The organism is Xanthomonas vasicola pv. musacearum NCPPB 4379 (assembly GCF_000277895.2).
GTDB lineage: Bacteria > Pseudomonadota > Gammaproteobacteria > Xanthomonadales > Xanthomonadaceae > Xanthomonas > Xanthomonas vasicola.
Map to the genome: position 1 here is coordinate 4,437,805 of NZ_CP034655.1, position 20,842 is coordinate 4,458,646.

Below are 20,842 nucleotides of genomic sequence, written 5' to 3' on the forward strand. Positions count from 1 at the left end.
CGAATTTACCTGTAGCGACGCCGTGATTGGAAGCCCGCTAGCAACATGGCTGCGCCGATACTCAGCATGGCCAAACGCATCAACCCGACAAGCACGCTTTCAGCAAACGCTGCGCATCGCTTAGCGAAGGCAGGATGCGATGGCCGAGTGCGCGTACCGCGGCATCGGGTTCGAGCAGGTCCGGAATCTGGATCGGTGTCATGCCGGCCGCCAATGCCGCGCGCACGCCGATGGGCGAATCTTCCAGCACCAGGCAGTGCGTAGGGTCCACGGCCAGCGTGCGTGCTGCCAGCAGGTAGATATCCGGTGCAGGTTTTGGATGGACGACATCGCTGGCGGTGCACACCGCATCGAAGCGCCATAGCAGATCGGCCGCTTCTAGCTTGCGCAGCGCCAGCGGGCGCTGGGTGGAGGTGGCCACCGCACGCGGCATGCCCTGCGCGGCCAGGTACTCCAGCAACGCGATGATGCCGGGCCGGTGCGGAATGCCGCGTTCGACCACAGCGGCATACAGCTGTTGCGCGTGCACCAGCATGGTCTCGGCGGCGGCATCGCCGATGCGTTCGCCCAGCAACAGGCGGCAAGCTACATCGTCGGTGCCCACCATGCGCAACCAGAATGTCGGCTCGATCTGAAGGCCCTGATCGGCGGCGGCCTGCGCCAGGCAGGCGGTGATGGCGCGCTCGCTGTCGAGCATCAAGCCATCCATGTCGAAGATCACCGCCCGCGGGCGGAACGGCAGCGTTGCGATCTGCGTCATGCGACAGCACCGCGGCCGAACAACACCTCAAGATCGCTCGCTTCCAGCGCACGCCATTGCCCGGACGGCAATCCATCCAGCAACAACCCGCCGATGCGGCTGCGATGTAGAGCGACCACGTGATTGCCGGCGGCCGCGAACATGCGCCGTACCTGGTGGTAGCGGCCTTCGTGCAGGGTCAGCCGCGCCTCGCGTAGGCCAAGCACTTCTAGCTCGGCCGGCAAGAGCGGCTTGGTTTCGCCTTCCAGCAGCAAGGTGCCACTGGCAAACAGTGCGGCTTCATCGCCACGCAGGTCTTCGGCCAGGGTGATGTCGTACACCTTATCCAGGGCGGATTTGGGCGAAATGATCCGGTGCAACAACGCCCCGTCATCGGTCATCAACAGCATGCCGCTGGTGTCGCGGTCCAGTCGCCCCACCGGCGCCAGCACCGGCGCACGCGAGCGGAAGCGTGGCGGCAGCAATTCGTAGATCAGCCGCCCGGTGTCCTTGGTCGAGCAGGTGTAGCCGCTGGGTTTATGCAGCAACAGGCTGAAGCCTGGTGGCGGATCGAGCGGTTCGCCGTCGATGCGGATGGCGTCGTGCTCCACCTGGTCGTCGGCGTACACCACCTCGCCCTGCGCATCGGTGACCGCGCCCTGCCGAAACAGCTGGGTCACCTGCTTGCGGCTGCCATAGCCCAGATTGGCGATATGTTTGACCAGCTTCATACGCGCGCTCCACGGCCGCGGATGGCCAAGATCAGCTTGAAACCATCGCGCTCTGCAGCCACGCGCACCTGTCCGAAACTTTCGTTGAGCACCTGTTCGTAGGGCAGATGCCGATTGGCCACCAACAACAGTTGCCCGCCTGGGCGCAACGCCTGTGCAGCCACCGCGATGAAGCGCTGCCCGATATCCGGGCGGTCGGCACGCGACGGCGTGTGGAACGGCGGATTGCTGACGATGAAATCGTATTGCGCCACCAGCCCGGCGGTGACATCGCGCCAGTGGTAGTGCAGCTGCGCCGGATGCGTAATGTCCTGCAGATTGCGCCGCGCCAGCGTCAGCGCGCGCGCCTCGGCCTCGTACAGATCCAATGCGGTGACCTTGGGACAACGCGCCAGCACTTCGGCCGACAGATAACCGAAGCCCGCGCCCAGATCGGCACCATGCCCGGCCAGCGTGGTGGGCAGATGCTCGACCAGCAGCGCCGACGCGGGGTCGATGCGATCCCAGGCAAACACGCCGGGACGGCTGACAAAGCGACCGTCCAGGATCTTGCGTGGCGCATCCAGCGCGGCCCAGCGCGCCTGGAGCGCGGCGTCGGTATCGGCCGGCAGCGGCGCGCTCCAGTAGGTGCGGCAGTGGTGCTTGGTCAGGCTGCCGGCCAGGCCGGTGAGCTGACGCAGATCGGCTTCCCCCGAGCGTGCGCCTTCGTTGTTGGACTGGCAGGCAACCACACGGCCACCGGGGGCAGTCAGCGCCACCGCACGTGCGAACAGCGTACGTGCCTCTTCGCGCTGCCGCGGCGGCAGCACCAGCACCAGTGCATAGCGCGTGCTGTCGGCCTCGATCTCGCTTTCTTCGCGCACGTTCCAACCGTTGCGCTCCAGCGCCTCGGCAAACGGGCGAAAGCTCTGCTCGCAGGTCAGCGTCTCGGCCACCACCTGCTCGCGCAGTGGGAAGCCGTCGCGTGCGCGCAGGAACAGGAACAACACCGGTCCTTCCGGCCACGGCAGCACACCTTGGGCGAAGGGCAGGAACAGGGCTTGCAGCGGTGCATCGTGCGGGCTAGCCATTGGTCGTCGGAGCGGAAATGGGCGGCCATTGTAAGGGAGCGGTGGCGGTGTGCCGCCCGCTGCGGTTGCATACTGACTGTCCGCAACAGAAGGGGAGGCTTGCGTGGCATCCAGATGATTCCATTTGACTGATAAGTAACAAAATATGGTGTTGAGCGCGAAGCGATAATGCGATAGCGATCACGCGATTCAATCTCATCCACAGGCTGCCTTCGAATGGCTTACCGACGCTTGGATGGCTTCTTTAATGAGCGCGTTGACAGCGGTAGAGCAAAGGCCCACGCTTGAGCTCGCAGGAAGACCCGCCGATCATCAATAGGGATACTGGATATGAGATATAGGAAATATTTCGGACTGTTTTCCGTAACACTTCTCTTGGCGACATCCGCATATGGTCAGAATTATCGTACGGCGACGGCGCCATCCATCTCGCTGGTAACAACGCAGAAAAGTTTATATCGCGCCGGATCTAACGAATCGCAATCCATCGTCGCTTGGATCAAGCAGCACTCACCAAAGTATCCGCCGCTGTTACCGGCGAGTAGCCTGAGTGTCTCCCGCAGCATAGTCTCGACCGGATTGATGAGTATTCAGTCCGGGCCGTATGGTCCACCGGTTCCTTTGCCCGCCAGCGGCGTCCCTGGCGAGAAAATTACAATCCGTAACGAATTTCCTGGCGGGGCATTTGAACAATGGGATTACGAATGGGCTGGTCAGTCAGGTGGATCATGGCAACTGACAGGCTATCAATTCAGTGCCCCGACAAGTAAAGGCGACAACGACAGCCCGCGGCAGCCTTTCTAATTTCTTTTCCTCCGCATAATTGTCGGCCAGCTCCTCTCGCTTGTTTGGGAAGAGGAGCTTGGGATATTTGCAGAAGTTCCGGCGAGGCCGAGCATCGCGCCAGAGTCAGCGCTTTCAGTCAACTTTGCGAAGCACTTGGCAATAGACCGTCTTGCGGGCCGGCTATTGCAGGGGATCGATGGGGCCACACCGCCCACTGTGTTGCCGCGACTGCACAGGCCATTGATGCGCACGCAACATTCAGCCACCTAGGCTGAGGTCAAGCACACACCGGAGAAAGCATCATGACGCGCGCCTTATTCGTAGGTGGAGTGGTCGATAACAGCGAAATGGACTTGGACGACATGCCCCCGCCCATGCACTACCCCGCCAATACCGGCGCAGGTCGCCCCCGATACCGCCTGCACCAGATAGGCGAGCGCGCCGATGGCAGCGTGGCCTACGCAGTCTATGGCGCGCCAGAATTGGCCGATGAGGAAATCCAGCGCGTTGCCGAAGAAAGGGGATATGCGCGTCGCTTCAGCGCCTCACCGGAGGTGCCTCGCTAAAGGGGCTAGTCCACTTGGCCATGCGGCCCGCTGCCGGCTCAACGCGACTTCGGCGTTACCCGCCAGATCACATTGCCCACGTCGTCAGCGACCAGCAGCGCGCCGCCATTGTCGGACGCCACGCCGACCGGGCGGCCCTGCGCATTGCCTTCTGCATCCAGGAATCCGTCCAGCACGGTGATCGGCGTGCCGCTGGGCTTGCCGATGGCAAACGGGACGAACAGCACCTTGTAACCGCTGGGCGGGTCGCGATTCCACGAGCCGTGCTGGCCAATAAAGGCGCCCTGGCGAAAACGCTCAGGCAGCAAGCTTCCGTTGGCGAACGTCAGACCGAGCGACGCGGTATGCGGCCCCAGCGCGTAATCGGGCTTGATCGCCTTGGCCACCAGCGCGGCATTTTGCGGTTTAACGCGCTCATCCACGTGCTGAACGTAGTAGCTATACGGCCAGCCGTAGAAGCCGCCGTCACGCACCGAGGTCAAGTAATCCGGCACCAGATCGCTGCCGATTTCGTCGCGCTCGTTGACCACCACCCACAGCGATTTGCTCTGTGGCTCCCACGCGGTGCCCACCGGGTTGCGCAAGCCACTGGCGAACACGCGGCTGTTGCCGGTGGCCGGGTCGATCTCCAGAATCGCTGCACGATTCAACTCGGCTTCTATGCCATTTTCGGCAACGTTGCTGTTGGAGCCGACGCCCACGTACAGCTTGCTGCCGTCCGGGCTGGCCAGCAGCGACTTGGTCCAATGGTGATTGATGCCGCCAGGCAGATTGGCCACGAAGGTCGGCTTGGCGGTGATGTGGGTGTCACCAGGCTTGTACGGAAAACTCACCAGCGCATCGGCATTGGCGACATAGAAACGGTCCCCAATCAAGGCCATGCCGAACGGCGAAAACAGGCCACTGACGAACTGCGTACGCACCTCTGCCAAACCGTCGCCATCGGCATCGCGCAGCAAGGTGATGCGATTGGCGCTGGCCACCGCCGCGCCGGCCTTTTTCATCATCGCGCCCTGCACCTTCTTGCGCAGTCCACCGCCGGTGTCGGCATCTTCAGGCTTGGGCGGCTCGGCAGTTTCGGCCACCAACACATCGCCATTGGGCAGCACATAAATCCAACGCGGGTGATCCAGATCGCGCGCAAACGCAGCAACCTGCAGATCATCGGCAGCAATAGGCTTGGCGTTGGCTGCCCAGCGTTTGACCGGCGCTGTCTTGACGGTGGGAATCAGACGCTTCACCGGCTCGGGCAATTGCGGATTCGGCCCGGTCCCCTGTTCGATGGCCAACGTGGCGGTATCGCCACAGCCGGCAAGAACGGCGAGCGCCATCAACGACAGCGGCCAGCGAGCGAACTTCAATACGGGTGCATTCATTGCGGCGAAATCCTGAACGGCTGCGGCAGCTGGTCATCATGCCGGCAACGCGACGGTGAGAAGTAAACACATCGTCAACACGCCGCCTTCACGGCATCACTTGCGGATCGGCACCCAGCGGCATCGGGTGCACCGCGACGATCCGGTCCATCCAGATCCATTGCGGCTCTTGCGAGGCATCCAGCTGATCCAGACGCAGTTGTCCGTTGACGCCTTCGTTGTCGTATTCGTCGAGGTAGGTCTGGAGACTTGGGCGCACGGCAACCGTTCCGCTGATCGTGCTGCCGTCGTCGAGTTCAATGCGCACGCGTTCCTGGCCATCAAGCAGAGATACCCAGTGTTCGAGCGTGGCGATCTGGACCTGTTCGGAATACACATGCGGGGCATATTTTGGCATTGCGCTATCTCCATGAGCAAAGCGCATCACGCTAGGCCAGCATGTGTGAAAGAGGCGGAAAACACGTTACTTGCCGTCGACTGCTTTTGCATAACGTTCGCACTGCGCCTGCGTCGACAGGTGTTCCTAGAGCGGCTAACAAGACCTAGCGAGCAGCCCTCAGGTGAGCGGACGGCGCTCAGAACCGCAGTGTACGAGTGGTACATGCCGATTCCGAGCACCGGCCGCGCCCGCCTGGCGGCTGCGCAGTGGTCTTGTTAGCTGCTTCTAATTGCTGCAGACATACTGGTCGGCAGTTGAGACGACAGATCAATCAAAAAAACGGCCATTGCGAACGGCTGGCTGTTTTCATTGCGAAGGCAGCGGCGGCGGTGACGCCTCAGCACACCGGATCCGGATGACCTGCTGCAGGCATCCGACGGTGGCGCCGTACGCCGCTCGCCGATACGCGTCTTACGCTCGGCATAACGCCGTACGCAGTTACTCCAACGCTTCACGCGCCGCGCGCACGGCGGTGACCAGTTGCGCCACGCTATACGGCTTGGCCAGATGCTCCTGAAACCCAGACTCCAACGCGCGCTTACGGTCGTCTTCCCGGGCCAGCGCGGTCACTGCCACGGCCGGCAGCGCGGTGGCGTCCAATCCGAGGTCTTCGCGCACGGTGCGGATCAAGCCGTACCCGTCCATGCCCGGCATGCCAATATCGGTGAGCATCAGATCGAAGCGGGCGTGGCCACGATGATCGATCAAGGCCAATGCGTCGGTGGCGCTGCCAGCGGTGACCACCTCGGCGCCCTGCTCTTCGAGCAGACGCCGCAGATAATCGAGCATATCCGGTTGGTCTTCGACCGCCAGCAAGCGCAGGCCATTGAGCGCGCGCGCCTCGACAATCTGTTCGGACATCAGGCGCCGCCGCAATTCGCGACGCGGGCGCTTTGCTTGATCGGGAATATGTTCCGGCAGGCGCACGGTAAAGGTCGCGCCCTTGCCGCGGCCGCCGCTGGTCGCACCGACCTGGCCACCGTGCATTTCCACCAACTGTTGCACGATCGCCAAGCCCAGCCCAAGGCCGCCATGCTGGCGCGTGGTGGTGCCGTCAGCCTGACGGAAGCGGCCGAACAGATGCGGCAGGAATTCAGCTGCAATGCCGTCACCAGAGTCGGAGACCGACACCACCAGATGCCCGTCGTCGCGCTCGATACTGACGTCGATACGGCCATGCGCCGGGGTGAACTTGATCGCGTTGGACAGCAGATTCCACAACACCTGCTGCAAGCGCGTGGCATCGCCAAGCACCAGGCATGGCGTGGGCGGCACGTGCAGCTCCAGTATCTGGTCCTTGCCTTCGGCGGCCAGCTCCTGGGTGTTCAAGGCTTCGCGTACCTGCTCGACCAGATCCAGCGATTCGACTTCCAGCTGCACCTTGCCCAGCAACATGCTGCTGAGATCGAGCATGTCGGAAATCAGCCGCTTCTGCGCGCGTGCGCTGCTGGCAATCACCGACAGGCCCTTGTAATTGGGTTGCCCTTCTTCCACGCGCTGCAGCAGCAACTCGCTCCAGCCCAGAATGGTGGTCAGCGGAGTGCGCAGTTCGTGCGAGAGCGTGGCCAGAAACTCGTCCTTCAGCCGCGCCATGCTTTCGGCTTCGTTACGTGCGCTGCGCTCGGATTCGAGCAGTTGCTCGCGCGCCAGCTCGATCTCGCGCTGCTCGGTCACGTCCGGGCTGCTGCCGGCCAGGCCGATGAACCGGCCGTCGGCCGAATAACGCGGCGTGGCAGTCATTTCGATCCAGCGCCACTGCCCATCATGGCGGCGCGCGCGTACCAACGCGCGCAGGCCGTGTTGTTCCTGCAGCGAAGCCGTCAGCTCAAACTGGAACGTCGGCAGGTCGTCCGGATGCAGCAATTCTCTCCACGCCGACACCGTGCCACTGGAAATATCCAGGCCGAAGAATTCGCCATACGCGCTGTTGACGAAGCGCACGACGCCCTGCGCGTCCAGCACCCACACCGGCATCGGCAGTCCGTCGGCCAGCGCGCTGAAACGCGCCTCGCTCTCGGCCAGTTCGCGTTCGACGCGTTTGCGCTCGGTGATGTCCATGAACAGGATCGCGACCCGCCCCTGCTCCGGTGGCCCGACCCGGAATGCATCCACCGAATACCAGCGCTTGAGCGCTTTGGCCTGCATTTCGAAATGGATGCGGTTGCCGGTGCGGGCCACGTGGCCGTAGCGATCGAACCACTCCTGTTCGTGCTCCGGCAGCAGGTTGCGGATGGAAACGTTCAATGCGTTGGTGGACAGACCGGTGTAGCGCTCAAAGGCGCCATTAGTGGTGCGGATCAGATAATCCACCGCCTGCTCACCGTCGAACACCATATCGATGACGCAGAACCCGGCATCGATGTTGTGGAAGATTTCGTGATACATCGCCGGGTCGAGAAACGGCTCGGCGATGGCGGCCGGCAGTGCGGCAGCCAGCGAAGGGCTGGGAGGAGAAGTGCTCAAATCGGAGACCACGGATGCTGCCGGAGCGGATGACGGGCAGATCAAACCATGCCCGATGTCGTCAGCGGGTGCACGGTACGCTGCTTAAGTTCACGCTTTGCTTGCCAATGCCCACACTCACCATAAGGTGATGGCAGCCAATCCAATGCAGGTTGCCAGCACCACGATCCCGGCGATCACGCCGCGCAGCACCCATTCCCCCTCGCGCCGCAGCTGTTCGTCCATCCAGTGCTGCGCTTCCTCGCGCCAGGCGGTGGAGCGTGCGTCATCCGCATCCAGCAGCAACAAGCGGACCCGCGACACGCCCATCTCGGCGCATTCGTCGCGGCAGCGCTGGCTGAAGCCGTCTTCGCCGCTGGCGATCCGCGCGCCCACCGGCAATTGCAATTGGAGTTCATGCCTGGACATAACGGGGGCGCTCCTGATCAAGCTCATGTTCCAGCGCCATGCGCGCCAGCTGGGTGTAGTTAGCACGCGGACCCTGTCCACGGCCGGTAAGCATCCCCTGGTAATCCAGGTCCTGCCAGACCCGGCCGGTCCACTCGACGCAGTCTTCGGCAATGACCAGCATCAGCGAATAGCGATACTCCAGGCCATTGGCAGCGGTGTAGGTGTAGACAGGCGGAAACTGCACCGCCACATCGACCTGCCGCGCCAGCGCAGCCAGATGCTCGCGCAGCGCAGCGCGTGGGTCGGCGCCCGGCTCCAGCTGCAACGCGCGGGTGGCCAGATCCAGGTCGACCTCGCTCTGCAGGGCGACGAAGGCGGCCGCACCGGAGGCGGGGTTATGACCGTGCTGCTTGGCCCAGTCGATGAATTGCAAACGCACGTCCGACGGCATGTATGCCGGCGCCAAAGACGCTGATTTTGTGCGGAAGGAGTGGGTGTCCATGTCGGTGATCTTCCGGGCTGTGCCGTGAAGCGCGGGCGCAGGCGCAGTGAACCCGCCGTCATGGCCTGCAGCGGCGGATTAACCGCGCGGCAACGCGGTCACGAGCCCAGGCGTGCAGTGCGTTGCAGGCGCTCAGGGGCACCCCCACACTGCTGAAATGCCCGGTACGTCACGTACCTTCCGTTTGGAGGCTTTCAATGAAACTTTCCAATCTTTCCGGCGCCGGCCTGCTGCTGGCTGGCTTGCTCGCGGCGACCGGTGTGCAGGCCGGGGTACGCAACGTCACCGACCCCGCAGCACCCCGCGCGCTGAGCAGCGACGGCAAGGTGGACGTGCGCTGGACCGACCCGGCGCAGTTCTCCGAAGTGCGCTTCAGCGGCAACCGTTGGGAGGCCCAGCGTGGCGACTGGGTGACCCAGCTGGCAACCCATTTTCAGAAGAGCGCAGCGCGCCAGTTGCCCGACGGCCAGCACCTCAGCGTCACCATCACCGACATCCGCCGCGCCGGCCAGTACGAGCCCTGGCACGGGCCACGTATGCAGGACGTGCGTGTGGTGAAGGACATCTACCCGCCGCGCCTGAGCTTCACCTACACGCTCACTGGCGCCGACGGCCGGGTGATCGACCAGGGCGAACGCAAGCTGGTGGATTCGGCCTTTCTGATGAGCGGCCCACGGCTCACCGACAGCGACCCGCTGCGCTTCGAGAAGGCGATGATCGACGACTGGGTGCGCAAGCAGTTCCGCGCTGATCGCAGTACGGCCGGGGTGTGATGGGTTGGTGCTGACGGCGCCGGAAAAGCAATTCGGCCTGAATGAAAACGGCGCGTGGCAACGCGCCGTTTTTGTTTGTCGGCGCGCTAAAGCCCCTCTCCCGTCGGGGCGGAAAGGCACTGCTTGGGCGCCACTGGCGCGCGTGCCTTGGAGCGCCCGCGCCGCAAGCGCCGGCCGGGGCGCGGAGCGGCGGTTGGGGTGAGGGTACGAGCCAAGCCCAGGTGTTGTTCCAAGTGCATGTGGCTTCGCACGTACGCTCATCCGCCCCTTCGGGCAGCTTCTCCCCCATGAAGGAGCACAATGTCCCGGTGGGAGAAAAGACACCTCACCGCGTGACTCCCTCGCGCACTGCCGCCTCGCCCACATACACCCGCGGTACCCGCTTGAGTCCGCACAGCAGTTGATATGCGCTGACGTTGCATTGCGCGGCCAGCGGGCTGACCTGCGGGGCATCGCCCCAGAGCTGCACCGGCGTGCCGATGTCCGCGTGCGGGTGGTCGGTGAGGTCCACGGTGAGCATGTCCATCGAGACACGACCGATCAACGGGCAGACCTTGCCGTCCACCAGCACCGGGGTGCCGTTCGGCGCGAACTGTGGATAGCCGTCGGCATAGCCCATTGCCACCACGCCGACGCGCGTCGGTCGTTCGGCGACAAAGCGGGCGCCGTAGCCCACCGGCTCGCCCACCGGCAGCTCGCGTACCGAAATGATGCGCGAGCGCAGGGTCATCACCGGGCGCAGTTGCGCAGTGTTCTCGGTGTCCTGCCGGAACGGGTTGGCGCCGTACAACATCAACCCCGGGCGCGACCAGTCGTTGCGCAGCGCTGGCCAGCCGAGCAGGCCGGGCGAATTGCGCAGGCTGGTTTCCGCGCGCATGCCGCCGGCAGTCAGCGCAAAGGCCACCGCCTGTTCGTCAGTGCGGCTGCAGTCCAATTCGTCGGCGCGCGCCAGATGGGTCATCAGCACCAGCGAGGCGATCTGCGGCAGCCCGCGCAGGCGCAGCCATGCGGCACGGAAATCTTCCGGCGACAGGCCCAGCCGATGCATGCCGCTGTCCATCTTCAACCACACCCGCAACGGTCGCGGGCTCTGGAACTCGGCCAGCGCGCGCACCTGCTGCGGCGTGGCCGCCACCGTCCACAGGTCGTGTTCGGCGATCAGGCGTAATTCGTCGTGCTCGAAGAAACCCTCCAGCAACAGGATCGGCGCACGGATGCCGGCCTGGCGCAATTCCAGCGCTTCTTCGATGCAGGCCACTGCGAAGCCGTCCGCCTCCGGCTCCAAGGCTTGCGCGCAGCGCACCGCGCCATGCCCGTAGGCATCGGCCTTGACGACGGCCAGCGCCTTGCTGCCACCTAGCTGCTTGGCCAGGCGGTAGTTGTGGCGCAACGCCTCCAGATCGATCAACGCTTGCGCAGGACGCACTACGCGGCCTCCCGCTGCGGGCGGGCGCTGCGTGGCGACAGGTACCGGAACACGTCCAGACCTTCGGTATCGATCTCGGGCGCGCGGCCTTGCATGAGGTCGGCCAGGTAGCGCCCGGAGCCGCAGGCCATGGTCCAGCCCAGCGTGCCGTGGCCGGTGTTGAGGAACAGGTTGGCATACGGGGTGGCGCCGACCACGGGCGTGCCATCCGGGGTGGCCGGGCGCAGGCCGGTCCAGAACTCGGCCTGGGCCAGATCGCCGCCGCCTGGGAACAGGTCGTTGACCACCATTTCCAGGGTGGCGCGACGACGCGGATTCAACGACATGTCGAAGCCAGCCACCTCGGCCATGCCGCCCACGCGAATGCGATCATCGAAACGGGTGAGCGCGATCTTGTAGCTTTCGTCCAGCACGGTGGAGGTCGGCGCGCGCTGCGCATCCACGATCGGGATGGTGAGCGAGTAGCCCTTGAGCGGGTACACCGGAAGATGCAGACCGAGCGAGAGCAGCAGGTCGGCCGAATAGCTGCCCAGCGCCAGCACGTAACGGTCGGCGGTTTCGATGCGGCCATCGATCTGCACGCCAGTGACCTGGCCGCCAGCATGCTCCAGCCGTTCGATCTGCTGCCCGTAGCGGAACGTGACGCCTGCCTGCGCAGCCAGTTCGGCCAGGCGCTGGGTAAACAGCCGGCAATCACCGGTCTGGTCTTCGGGCAGGCGCAGCGCGCCAGCCATCTGCGCGCCCCCGCCGGCCAGGCCGGGTTCGAATTGCGCAATCTGCGCAGGGCTCAGCAGCTCGTACGGCACGCCGTACTGGGCCAGCACTTCGATGTCCTGCGCGGCCGCGTCGAGCTGCTGCTGGGTGCGGAACAACTGCGTGGTGCCAAGCTGGCGGCCTTCGAATGCGATCCCGGTTTCGGCACGCAATGCATTGAGGCAATCGCGGCTGTAGTCGGACATGCGCACCATGCGCGCCTTGTTCACCGCATAGCGCTCGGCAGTGCAGTTGCGCAGCATCTGGCTCAGCCACGCCAGCTGGCGCAGGTCGCGGGTGGGGCGGATCGATAGCGGCGCATGCTGCTCGAACAGCCACTTCACCGCCTTGCCGGGCACGCCGGGCGCGGCCCAGGGAGAGGTATAGCCGAACGACAGCTGGCCGGCGTTGGCGTAACTGGTCTCCAGCGCGGCGGCAGGCTGGCGGTCGACCACAGTGACTTCGCAACCGGCCTGCGCCAGGTACCACGCAGTGGTCACGCCAATGACGCCGCTGCCGAGAATGAGCACACGCATGTCGTTCTCCTGAAAAGGGCATTCCCCCACAACCAAGCGCTGAGGGGGACAGTTAGACGCAGTATATTGCGAGCCAGCCAGTGCCATTTCTGGAATCGGCGCGCCTTTGCAGTGAAACTTCCTGTCAAACCTTGCAGAAACAAACCCCATGACCACCCGCGCCCGCGAGTTGGACAAGATCGACCGCAAGATCCTGCGCATCCTGCAGCAGGAAGGGCGGATTTCGTTCACCGAACTGGGCGAGCGAGTGGGCCTGTCCACCACACCCTGCACCGAGCGCGTGCGCCGGCTGGAGCGCGATGGCGCCATCACCGGCTACTACGCGCGGCTGGACCCGCACTATCTCAAAGCCAGCCTGCTGGTCTTCGTGGAAATCAGCCTGGCCTACAAATCCGGCGACATCTTCGAAGAATTCCGCCGCGCCGCGCTGAAGCTGCCCAACGTGTTGGAGTGCCACCTGGTCTCCGGCGATTTCGACTACCTGCTCAAGGCGCGCATCAGCGAGATGGCCTCCTACCGCAAGCTGCTGGGCAGCACTTTGCTGACCATGCCGCATGTGCGCGAATCCAAGAGCTACATCGTGATGGAAGAGGTCAAGGAAACGCTGGCCTTGCCGATTGCCGATTGAGGCGGGGATGGGGGATCGCGGGTACTGGCGACACAGTGCGGGCAGCCCGCTAGCGGCGTCGGCCGGATGCTTGGGAGTCGATGGACAGGAGATCGCAGCGCCGCTATCAGCGCACCACACGCATACCATCGCCCGCCGGCACCGCGTCGTAGTAGCGACCGGTCTTGGTATCCAGCACCCGGTTGGCACCGGCCGGCTGCATGCCCTGCAGCAAGCGGCCGTTGCGATCGTAGATCATCGGCTTGGTGGGAGCCACCTGGCTGCCGGCAGGCGCGACAGGGGTCTGTGCCGGCCCACGTGTAGGAATGGTTGGCGCGACCGGGCGTTGCCCCAGCTGCGAGGGCACGGGTGCGGCGGAAGGCGCCGGCTGCAGCGTGCGCGGCGGCGCAACGGTGGGCTGCACCGGTGTTGGCGTGGTGATGGGTTGCAAGGTATTGGACGAGCGCGTCGTTGTGGCCGACTGCGCCAGCGCCGTACCGGCCAGTGTCAGCAAAACGCACAGCAGCACGCCGCGCGTTGAAGAATGGTTTGCCATGACAGGCACCGTAAGTGTTCGAGGGTTCTTAGTCGATGGGGGCGCGCACGTGCTGCGGCAATGCGCGCAACCGGCCGGGGGATGAACGCTTTCGCCAGGTCGTTGCGGCGCGAAGAATGTCACTACGCAGCGCAGTGGCGCACGCCAGCGCGTTTTTGCATGCAGCGATAACACCGCCGCAGCACCAGTTGATCGCGCTTACCGGTTAAACCACCGCGACAATGCCCACATCACTGGGACAGGCGCCGGCACCCCGCTGGCGAGCGCATGCGAGAGCCTCATGAGCCAGTTCGATCTGACCCCTCCCTCCCCCGCCCAACGCGATGCCTTGATCGCCGGGCTCAGCGATGAGGAACAGCGCGTGCTGCTGCACCATGGCACCGAGGCGCCGTTCTGCGGGGTGTTTTTGGACAACAAGCTGGACGGTGTCTACACCTGCCGGTTGTGCGGCCTGCCGCTGTTCCGGTCCAGCGCCAAGTTCGAGTCCGGAACCGGGTGGCCGAGCTTCTTTGCGCCCTATGACACTGCCCACGTGCGCGAGATCCGCGATACCAGCTACGGCATGATCCGCACCGAAATCGTCTGTGCACGCTGCGACAGCCATCTGGGCCACGTGTTCCCGGACGGCCCGCCGCCCACCGGCGAGCGCCACTGCCTCAACTCGGTCTCGCTGGGCTTCACCGAAAACGGCCAGGCCTTGCCCAACCCGCTGCACCGCGAAGGCGCGGAGGCGCAGCCGGCCTGATCGCACCGGGTAGTGGCACAGGCTACGGCCGTGGCGGCGCATGGGAGGCGTTGAACCACGTCGCCATGCGTTCTTGATCGACGCGTAAGGTGGCTTCGAGCACGCGCAGTTGCTTGATTTCCAGAAGTGCGGCCACACTCAGCCCAGGTTTCAGGCCCACCGCAACGCTGTAGGTTGTTCAGTGGCGCCCACGCAGCCCAGCCGGGTCCGGCGCTCCTAGCGTGCATGGGCAGCGCCGAGCCCCAGCCCTCGCTATTCCAACCGTCGCCAACACGGCGGCGACCCGATCCAGGCAGGAGTACGCAGATGCATTCGTCCTCATCCCTGATGCTCGCCGGCCTGCTGGCTGCCGCCCTCGCCGGCTGCAACGCAGGCACCCCGCCGTCGGCAACGGAGGCGGCCAAGCCCGCAGGCGCCCAGCCGGCCATAACCGACCGCCCCGATGTTCGCCCGCCTCTCGCTGGCACCGACGCCAGCGTCACCGGCCCGCTGCCGCGTCCCGGCAAAACGTCCGCTCCAACCGCGCCTGGTACCGGCCCGGCACTTCCCGCGCAGGCGGTGGCCTGGCGCTGCGGTCAGCGCCTGATCACCACACGGTTCGACGCGGCCGCCGATGCCTTAGAGCTGACGCTGGAAGACCGCAGGCTGCTCCTGCTCAGTGCCCAGGCGGCATCCGGGGCGCGTTTTGCCGATGCCCAAGGCAACCAGTTTTGGGAACACGTCGGCGAAGCGACCCTGGCGCTGGCGGGCGGCGAGGCGATCAAATGCGTGCATGAGACCGCCACAACAATCGGCTAAATGTTCAGTTACAGCGCACGTCTTCACGCCGCGCGCTTCAAGAATCGGCCGCGCAAGCCGAAACCATTAGCAACCCCAGTTTGCTTCCGGCTGCGCCATGCTCATCATCGTTGGCTTCATCGTCGTCATCGTCAGCGTCCTCGGCGGCTACGTGCTGTCGCACGGAAAGCTGGGCGCGTTGTGGCAGCCATACGAACTGATGATCATCGGTGGCGCGGCGTTGGGCGCGTTCCTGGTCAGCACGCCGGGCAAGATCGTCAAAGAAACCTTCAGCGGCATCATGGGCGTGTTCAAGGGCCCGCAGTACAAATCCGACGACTACAAAGACACCCTGAGCCTGATCTACGAACTGTTGAACAAGGCCCGCCGCGACGGCTTCATGGCGCTGGAAGACCATGTCGAAAAGCCGCAGGACAGCACTATCTTCGGCAACTACCCCAAGGTGGTGGCCGACCATCACTTGCTGGATTTCATCACCGACTGCCTGCGCCTGATGATCGGCAGCAACATCGAGCCGCATGAACTGGAACCGCTGCTCGAACTGGAACTGGAAAAACACCATCACGAAGCCCTGGCGCCGTCGCATGCGCTGAGCAAGGTTTCCGACGGTCTGCCGGGCTTCGGCATCGTGGCCGCGGTGCTTGGCATCGTGATCACCATGGGCGCCATTGGCGGGCCGATCGAAGAGATCGGCCACCACGTCGGCGCCGCGCTGGTCGGTACCTTCCTCGGCATCCTGCTGGCCTATGGCTTTGTATCGCCGTTGTCAGCGGCCATGGAAGCGCGTGCTGAGCAGGACGGGCGCATCTATGAAGCGGTCAAGACCGCGCTGCTGGCCTGCCTGCGTGGCTACAACCCGAAGATTGCGCTGGAATTCGCGCGCAAGACCCTGCCGTCCAATGTGCGTCCGAGCTTCGGCGATTTCGAAACGCACCTGAAGACGATCAAGTAGGGCCGCGGTCATGGCCGAGGCCAAATCCACCGTCATCATCCGACGGGTCAAGAAGGTGCAGGGCGGCGGCCATCATGGCGGCGCCTGGAAGGTGGCGTTCGCCGACTTTGTGACCGCGATGATGGCCTTCTTCCTGGTGCTGTGGCTGATGGCGGCCACCACCAAGGAACAGCGCGCGGCGATCTCCGAATACTTCCGCAATCCCAGCCCGCTGTCGGGCAAATCGCCGGCGCCCTCGCCCGGCATGAACGGCCCCGGCGGCGCCAGCACCTCGATGATCAAGCTCGGCGGCACCGCCGACATGGCCAAGGGGCAGAAGGACGAAATGGGCCGCAAGCGCGACAACGCCGCGGACACCACCGAAGACAGCCGCAGCAAGGACAAAAAGCGCTTGGAAGCGCTGATGCAGGACCTGAAAGAGGCCATCGACAAGAGCCAGGCGCTGGAGCCGTTCAAGGACCAGTTGCTGCTGGATCTCACGCCGGACGGCCTGCGCATCCAGATCGTGGACAAGCAGAACCGCCCGATGTTCGACATCGGCCGCGACCAGCTCAAGCCGTACACGGTGGCGATCCTGCGCGAGCTGTCCAGCTTCATCAATCAAGTGCCCAACCACATCAGCATCACCGGCCACACCGACACCACCGCCTACAGCAGCGATGCCGGCTATACCAACTGGGAACTCAGTGCCGACCGCGCCAATGCCGCGCGCCGCGCGCTGGTGGGCGGCGGCATGTCCGACGCCAAGGTGACACGCGTGGTGGGGCTGTCGTCGTCGGTGCTGTTCGACAAGATCGACCCGCAGAATCCGATCAACCGCCGCATCAGCATTGTAGTGATGACCCAGGACGCCGAAAACGCGGCCCTGGCCGGCGCGGACCAAGGCGTGGCGCTAGGCAAATCGGTGCACGATGCCGACACCCAGGTGCCGGATCTGAGCGGCGCTGCAGCCACCGGCACGGCCACCGTAGGGACGCCGGTCAAGCAAGCGGCGCCAACAGCGGCCTCGCCTGTGGCTGCCGTCGCGGCTGCTGTTCCTTCTGCGGCTCCGGCATCCACCGGTACTGCCGCGGCACGGCCGGCAGCACCGCGCGTGTCTTCCAGCGCGCAGGTGGCCTCTGCCGCCGCGCTCGCCAAAGCTGCCGAAGCAGCGGTGGAGAAGCAGTAATCCGGCGCGGGCAAGCGTGGAGGTGCAGGCCGCGCTTCGGGATTCGGGATTCGCCAGGAAATCGCCGCTGGAACATGCCTGCCGCTGTCCGGCTAGGCCCGCCGGTGGCGGCGCTTGGGTCGGGCCCGTGAAGACGCTGCACGCCCGGCGGCCGGTCATCTCCCGGTGCCAATTCCCGCCACGCATCGCATCGTGCGGCGCACGCTCTAGAATGGCCGCCCATTCCTAGCGTCGAGAACACCGTGTCCCGCAATTCCAAGGCCAAGCGCGACAAGCGCAAGAAGCAGCAGCCCAAGCGCCCCTTCGCCCGTCTGGGCCAGGCGCCCCAGGTCACCAACCATGCCGTGCTGCAGGACGCCGATGGCCGCGTCGTGGCGGCGATCGGTCTGCAGGGTGGCAGCGAGTGGATGTTGTCGATCGGCGGCCAGACCATGGGCAGCGCCGACAACCCGGTCCCGATGCTGGCCATGCTCAAGCACCTGGCCAATCTGCAGGAGGCCGAAGGCAAGACCATCTCGCTGGAATATTCGACCCAGCTGCAGCAGATGATCGACGACCTGGCCGCCGACGAAGGCCAGACCGCCGAGGAATATCTGACCAAGCTGGTGTCCGAGTTCCAGAACGCCGATGCGGATGAAGACGGCGACGACGACGGCGATGCAGAAGACGCTGCTGACGATGCCGGCACCGACGCCGTTGCGGAAGACACTACTACTGAAGACGCCAGTGCCAGCGCCGATGACAGTGCAGCCGACGCAGAAGCGAGCGACGACGCCGAGGGCGACAGCGCCGGCAAGAAGCCGAAGAAGTCCAAGAAGGCCTGACCCGGCCGATGGCTGTCTACGTCGACGATGCGGTGCACCTGTGGCGCGATCAGCGCTGGGCGCACCTGCTCGGCGATACGCTGGACGAGCTACATGCCATGGCGGCGCGGCTGGGCATTCCCCGCCGCGCCTTCCAGAACAAACTCAGCGGCGCGCACTACGACGTGCCCGCACCGCTCCGCCTTGAGGCGATTGCCCTCGGCGCCATTGCCATTTCCCGCCATACCGACCGCGCCTTGCTCAAGGCATTGATCGCCAATGCGCGAGCGCAGGCACGCGGCGAGCACGCATAAGCGGCGCCTGAAACGCACGCAAGCTGCGCGCCGTCACACGCGTCGGTACACCTGCCCACCCGCCAATCACACTCTCGCGTCGCAATGACAGACATACATTGCGTGCCGCGCGTGCGTGTGGTGTTGTACGACACCGTCGGCTCGCCACATTGCAACGTGGCTGGGAGAGTTGTCTTGTCCATCCGTGCTTCCACACCCGATGCAGACTGCCTGTTGTCCGTCGCCGTGTTGGAAGACGACGCGCTGTTGCGCGAGGACATTCTGGTTCCCGGGCTGCGCGACTTCGGCTTTCGCGTCAGCGGCGCCGGCACCGCCGGCGAACTGTATCGGCTGATGCTGCAGCAGAGCTTCGATCTGGTGGTGCTCGATCTCGGCCTTCCCGACGAGAGCGGGCTGAGTGTGGTGACGCACCTGCGCTCATTGTTCGCCGGGCTGGGCATCGTCGTGTTGACCGGCAATCGCGGTCGCAGCGACCACGTCCGCGCCTTGCACGGAGGTGCCGACGCTTTCCTGCGCAAACCGGCCGACCCGGAAATCCTCGCGCTGACCTTGCGCAACCTGGCGCAGCGCCTGCGCACGGCCAACATCGCCAACACGGCGCCCAGGCAAGCCTGGCGGCTGCAATCAGATGGCTGGTGCCTGTCGGCGCCGGACGGCACGGTGATGGTGCTGACGTCCATGGAGCGTTGCTTGATGCGCTGCCTGGATGCGCAGCGCGGCCAGGCGATCGAGCGCGAAACCCTGGTATCGGCACTGGAAGCCACCACCGGCGACTTCGATCTGCACCGGTTGGAAATGCTGATCCATCGTCTGCGCCGCAAAGCCGCGCGCATCGCCAGCGATCAGACGCCGGCACTGCCGCTGCTGTCCTCGCGCGGCATGGGCTATCTGCTGGCCGACTGAGGCGGTGCCGCTGCCAGCGGCAATTGCAGGCACAGACAGGCCCCGCCCTGCGGGCGGTTGCTCGCCGTCACTTGGCCACCGGCCGCGGCGACGATGCCTTGCACCACCGACAAGCCCAGACCGGTGCCCTTGCCGACCGGCTTGGTCGTGTAGAACGGCTCGAGAATCCGCGCCAGCAGATGCGGGGCAATGCCCGGACCGGTATCGCAGAAGCGCAGGCACACCGTGGCCTCGCGCAGCTCGCCCTCAATGTGGAACACGCCCTGCCCCTCCATCGCATCGCGCGCGTTGGCGGCGATGTTGAGCAACACCAATTCAAGGTCATCGCGATCCATCAGGACCCACAGCGGTGGCCCGGCGGCGATGCACTCCAGCCGGATCTCGTGCCCGAATAACTGACGCAAGGTGGGTTCGGCATCGCGCAGTGCGACGCGGGCATCGAACAAGGTCGGCAGGCCGGGTTCGGCGCGGCCGAAGTTGAGGATGCGGCGGCTGACAGTCAACGCGCGTCGCGAGGCGGTCTCGATGTTTTCCAGCGTTTTGAGCAGTGGCGCTTCGCCGTAACCCTCCAGCGCATCGCGCCGTTGCGCATAGCCGATGATCACGTTGATCAGGTTGTCGAAATCGTGCGCCACGCCAGCTGCCAGACGCCCCAGCGCCTCCATCTTCTGGGTGTGGATCAGTTGCTCCTGCACGCGTTCGCGCTCGGCCATTTCCTGCAGCAGACGGCGATTGAGCTGCTCCAATTCGCATCGGCGTTGCTCTGATTCGAGCAGGCTGTCGCGCAATGCAGCGATGGTGCGATCCAGGATCAGGGTGATCAACAGATAGGCACCGACGGTCACCAGGCCCAAGCTGATGTTGCCGCGCACCGAGCGCCAGGGCACCGGCCAGATCACCTGTGCAAGCACGCCCAGCAGTGCAGCGGCAGCCAGCAACAGGAACACCCGCCACAGCGCCTGCCGCCCCAGCACCATGCCGGCGAGCACCAGCGCCAGCAAGGGCATGGGGTTGGTCAGCAGGTCGTAAATGTCCACCCGCACATAGGTGATCAACACGCCGATCAGCGTCGCCGTCACATACGTACGCACCGCAGCTGCATTGTCGCCGCGCCGCACGTGCCATACACCACACGCCGCGCCTGCCGCAGCGAGCACGCTACCGACCAGGGCCAATAGCAGGTCCGTGTGGCTCAGCAAGCGCGCCGCGCCAGCCACGTAGAGAAACAGGCCGATATCGCCAGCGGTGTAGAGCACGATCGCCGCCAGCAGCACTTGCAAGAAAGGCGCATGCCGCTGGTCGCTGGCACTGGTGGCCACCGGCGGCTGTAACCAGCGCAGAACAGTGATGAGTTTCACAAGATTGGTGACAGACGACCTCGACAACTCCGGATGCTCACATCGGTGGTGAGTGGATGCAATCGTCGTTTGGTGACAGCCCCCAGGT

24 protein-coding genes and 1 other RNA gene are annotated in these 20,842 nt (G+C 64.8%); 11 read left to right on the forward strand and 14 right to left on the reverse strand.

Annotation, left to right across the window (positions count from 1 at the left end):
* Nucleotides 1-79 precede the first annotated feature (79 nt).
* Genes KWO_RS20425 through KWO_RS20435 form a run of 3 tightly spaced genes read right to left on the reverse strand, consistent with a single transcriptional unit; the run spans nucleotide 80 to nucleotide 2,540 of the window.
* Nucleotides 80-760: an HAD family hydrolase gene (locus KWO_RS20425; protein ID WP_010377654.1), complete on the reverse strand. Its 681-nt coding sequence runs from the start codon at nucleotides 758-760 to the stop codon at nucleotides 80-82.
* A complete protein-coding gene (locus KWO_RS20430; protein ID WP_010372086.1) occupies nucleotides 757-1,470 on the reverse strand; it encodes a pseudouridine synthase in 714 nt (237 codons plus the stop codon). The genes KWO_RS20425 and KWO_RS20430 overlap by 4 nt, the downstream gene beginning before the upstream one ends.
* Nucleotides 1,467-2,540, reverse strand: a complete 1,074-nt coding sequence (locus tag KWO_RS20435; RefSeq protein WP_010377653.1) for a class I SAM-dependent methyltransferase — start codon at nucleotides 2,538-2,540, stop codon at nucleotides 1,467-1,469. The genes KWO_RS20430 and KWO_RS20435 overlap by 4 nt, the downstream gene beginning before the upstream one ends.
* A gap of 375 nt (nucleotides 2,541-2,915) precedes the next feature.
* Here KWO_RS20435 and KWO_RS20440 point away from each other — a divergent pair, with 375 nt between their 5' ends.
* Together KWO_RS20440 and KWO_RS20445 are read left to right on the forward strand one after the other, a co-directional pair.
* Nucleotides 2,916-3,344, forward strand: a complete 429-nt coding sequence (locus KWO_RS20440) for a hypothetical protein (RefSeq protein ID WP_227254344.1) — start codon at nucleotides 2,916-2,918, stop codon at nucleotides 3,342-3,344.
* Nucleotides 3,345-3,628: 284 nt separating this feature from the next.
* On the forward strand, nucleotides 3,629-3,892 hold the full coding sequence (locus KWO_RS20445; protein WP_010372091.1) for a hypothetical protein: 264 nt from the start codon (nucleotides 3,629-3,631) through the stop codon (nucleotides 3,890-3,892).
* Nucleotides 3,893-3,930: 38 nt separating this feature from the next.
* Here KWO_RS20445 and KWO_RS20450 read toward each other — a convergent pair whose 3' ends face one another.
* From KWO_RS20450 to KWO_RS20475, 6 genes are all read right to left on the reverse strand, one after another.
* Nucleotides 3,931-5,268 carry a PQQ-dependent sugar dehydrogenase gene (locus KWO_RS20450; protein ID WP_010377649.1) on the reverse strand — a complete coding sequence of 446 codons (1,338 nt, stop codon included), beginning with the start codon at nucleotides 5,266-5,268 and terminating at the stop codon, nucleotides 3,931-3,933.
* 88 nt (nucleotides 5,269-5,356) lie between these two features.
* Nucleotides 5,357-5,665 carry a DUF3247 family protein gene (locus KWO_RS20455; protein ID WP_010372097.1) on the reverse strand — a complete coding sequence of 103 codons (309 nt, stop codon included), beginning with the start codon at nucleotides 5,663-5,665 and terminating at the stop codon, nucleotides 5,357-5,359.
* A 133-nt stretch (nucleotides 5,666-5,798) separates the two neighbouring features.
* Nucleotides 5,799-5,871: non-coding RNA, sX9 sRNA (locus tag KWO_RS20460), on the reverse strand.
* A gap of 274 nt (nucleotides 5,872-6,145) precedes the next feature.
* On the reverse strand, nucleotides 6,146-8,182 hold the full coding sequence (locus tag KWO_RS20465; RefSeq protein WP_017114486.1) for a PAS domain-containing hybrid sensor histidine kinase/response regulator: 2,037 nt from the start codon (nucleotides 8,180-8,182) through the stop codon (nucleotides 6,146-6,148).
* A 105-nt stretch (nucleotides 8,183-8,287) separates the two neighbouring features.
* Nucleotides 8,288-8,578, reverse strand: a complete 291-nt coding sequence (locus KWO_RS20470) for a hypothetical protein (protein ID WP_010377645.1) — start codon at nucleotides 8,576-8,578, stop codon at nucleotides 8,288-8,290.
* A complete protein-coding gene (locus tag KWO_RS20475; RefSeq protein ID WP_010372107.1) occupies nucleotides 8,565-9,011 on the reverse strand; it encodes a hypothetical protein in 447 nt (148 codons plus the stop codon). Before KWO_RS20475 ends, KWO_RS20470 begins: the two co-directional genes overlap by 14 nt.
* A 248-nt stretch (nucleotides 9,012-9,259) precedes the next feature.
* Between KWO_RS20475 and KWO_RS20480 the strand changes: the two genes are divergently transcribed.
* Nucleotides 9,260-9,835, forward strand: a complete 576-nt coding sequence (locus KWO_RS20480; RefSeq protein ID WP_010377644.1) for a DUF3016 domain-containing protein — start codon at nucleotides 9,260-9,262, stop codon at nucleotides 9,833-9,835.
* A 325-nt stretch (nucleotides 9,836-10,160) separates the two neighbouring features.
* Here KWO_RS20480 and alr read toward each other — a convergent pair whose 3' ends face one another.
* Nucleotides 10,161-11,261, reverse strand: coding sequence for an alanine racemase (alr, locus tag KWO_RS20485; protein WP_010377641.1), 1,101 nt, complete (start codon nucleotides 11,259-11,261; stop codon nucleotides 10,161-10,163).
* Nucleotides 11,261-12,550, reverse strand: coding sequence for a D-amino acid dehydrogenase (locus tag KWO_RS20490; RefSeq protein WP_010372121.1), 1,290 nt, complete (start codon nucleotides 12,548-12,550; stop codon nucleotides 11,261-11,263). Before KWO_RS20490 ends, alr begins: the two co-directional genes overlap by 1 nt.
* A gap of 148 nt (nucleotides 12,551-12,698) precedes the next feature.
* Here KWO_RS20490 and KWO_RS20495 point away from each other — a divergent pair, with 148 nt between their 5' ends.
* On the forward strand, nucleotides 12,699-13,178 hold the full coding sequence (locus KWO_RS20495) for an Lrp/AsnC ligand binding domain-containing protein (protein ID WP_010372124.1): 480 nt from the start codon (nucleotides 12,699-12,701) through the stop codon (nucleotides 13,176-13,178).
* Between the two features lie 106 nt (nucleotides 13,179-13,284).
* Here the strand turns inward: KWO_RS20495 and KWO_RS20500 are convergent, their stop codons facing one another.
* Nucleotides 13,285-13,713: a superantigen-like protein SSL4 gene (locus KWO_RS20500; protein ID WP_010377638.1), complete on the reverse strand. Its 429-nt coding sequence runs from the start codon at nucleotides 13,711-13,713 to the stop codon at nucleotides 13,285-13,287.
* 280 nt (nucleotides 13,714-13,993) lie between these two features.
* Here KWO_RS20500 and msrB point away from each other — a divergent pair, with 280 nt between their 5' ends.
* On the forward strand, nucleotides 13,994-14,458 hold the full coding sequence (gene msrB / locus KWO_RS20505) for a peptide-methionine (R)-S-oxide reductase MsrB (RefSeq protein WP_010372135.1): 465 nt from the start codon (nucleotides 13,994-13,996) through the stop codon (nucleotides 14,456-14,458).
* Nucleotides 14,459-14,480: 22 nt separating this feature from the next.
* Here msrB and KWO_RS22705 read toward each other — a convergent pair whose 3' ends face one another.
* Complete coding sequence (locus KWO_RS22705; RefSeq protein ID WP_010372138.1) at nucleotides 14,481-14,618, reverse strand: hypothetical protein; 138 nt, start codon at nucleotides 14,616-14,618, stop codon at nucleotides 14,481-14,483.
* A 146-nt stretch (nucleotides 14,619-14,764) separates the two neighbouring features.
* Between KWO_RS22705 and KWO_RS20510 the strand changes: the two genes are divergently transcribed.
* The 6 genes from KWO_RS20510 (at nucleotide 14,765) to KWO_RS20535 (ending at nucleotide 19,396) form a co-directional block, all read left to right on the forward strand.
* Nucleotides 14,765-15,256 carry an MliC family protein gene (locus KWO_RS20510; protein ID WP_010377635.1) on the forward strand — a complete coding sequence of 164 codons (492 nt, stop codon included), beginning with the start codon at nucleotides 14,765-14,767 and terminating at the stop codon, nucleotides 15,254-15,256.
* Between the two features lie 97 nt (nucleotides 15,257-15,353).
* A complete protein-coding gene (gene motA / locus KWO_RS20515) occupies nucleotides 15,354-16,208 on the forward strand; it encodes a flagellar motor stator protein MotA (RefSeq protein WP_010377633.1) in 855 nt (284 codons plus the stop codon).
* Nucleotides 16,209-16,218: 10 nt separating this feature from the next.
* Nucleotides 16,219-17,376, forward strand: coding sequence for a flagellar motor protein MotB (gene motB, locus KWO_RS20520; protein ID WP_010372148.1), 1,158 nt, complete (start codon nucleotides 16,219-16,221; stop codon nucleotides 17,374-17,376).
* Between the two features lie 242 nt (nucleotides 17,377-17,618).
* Complete coding sequence (locus KWO_RS20525) at nucleotides 17,619-18,200, forward strand: hypothetical protein (RefSeq protein ID WP_010372152.1); 582 nt, start codon at nucleotides 17,619-17,621, stop codon at nucleotides 18,198-18,200.
* An 8-nt stretch (nucleotides 18,201-18,208) separates the two neighbouring features.
* The gene (locus KWO_RS20530) at nucleotides 18,209-18,493 is read left to right on the forward strand and encodes a DUF4031 domain-containing protein (RefSeq protein ID WP_010372155.1); all 285 of its coding nucleotides are present in this window, start codon (nucleotides 18,209-18,211) and stop codon (nucleotides 18,491-18,493) included.
* Between the two features lie 213 nt (nucleotides 18,494-18,706).
* Nucleotides 18,707-19,396: a response regulator transcription factor gene (locus KWO_RS20535; RefSeq protein ID WP_017112818.1), complete on the forward strand. Its 690-nt coding sequence runs from the start codon at nucleotides 18,707-18,709 to the stop codon at nucleotides 19,394-19,396.
* On the opposite strand, the gene KWO_RS20540 is transcribed toward KWO_RS20535, so the two are convergent.
* A complete protein-coding gene (locus KWO_RS20540) occupies nucleotides 19,378-20,754 on the reverse strand; it encodes a sensor histidine kinase (RefSeq protein WP_010372160.1) in 1,377 nt (458 codons plus the stop codon). The genes KWO_RS20535 and KWO_RS20540 overlap by 19 nt on opposite strands.
* Nucleotides 20,755-20,842 lie beyond the last annotated feature (88 nt).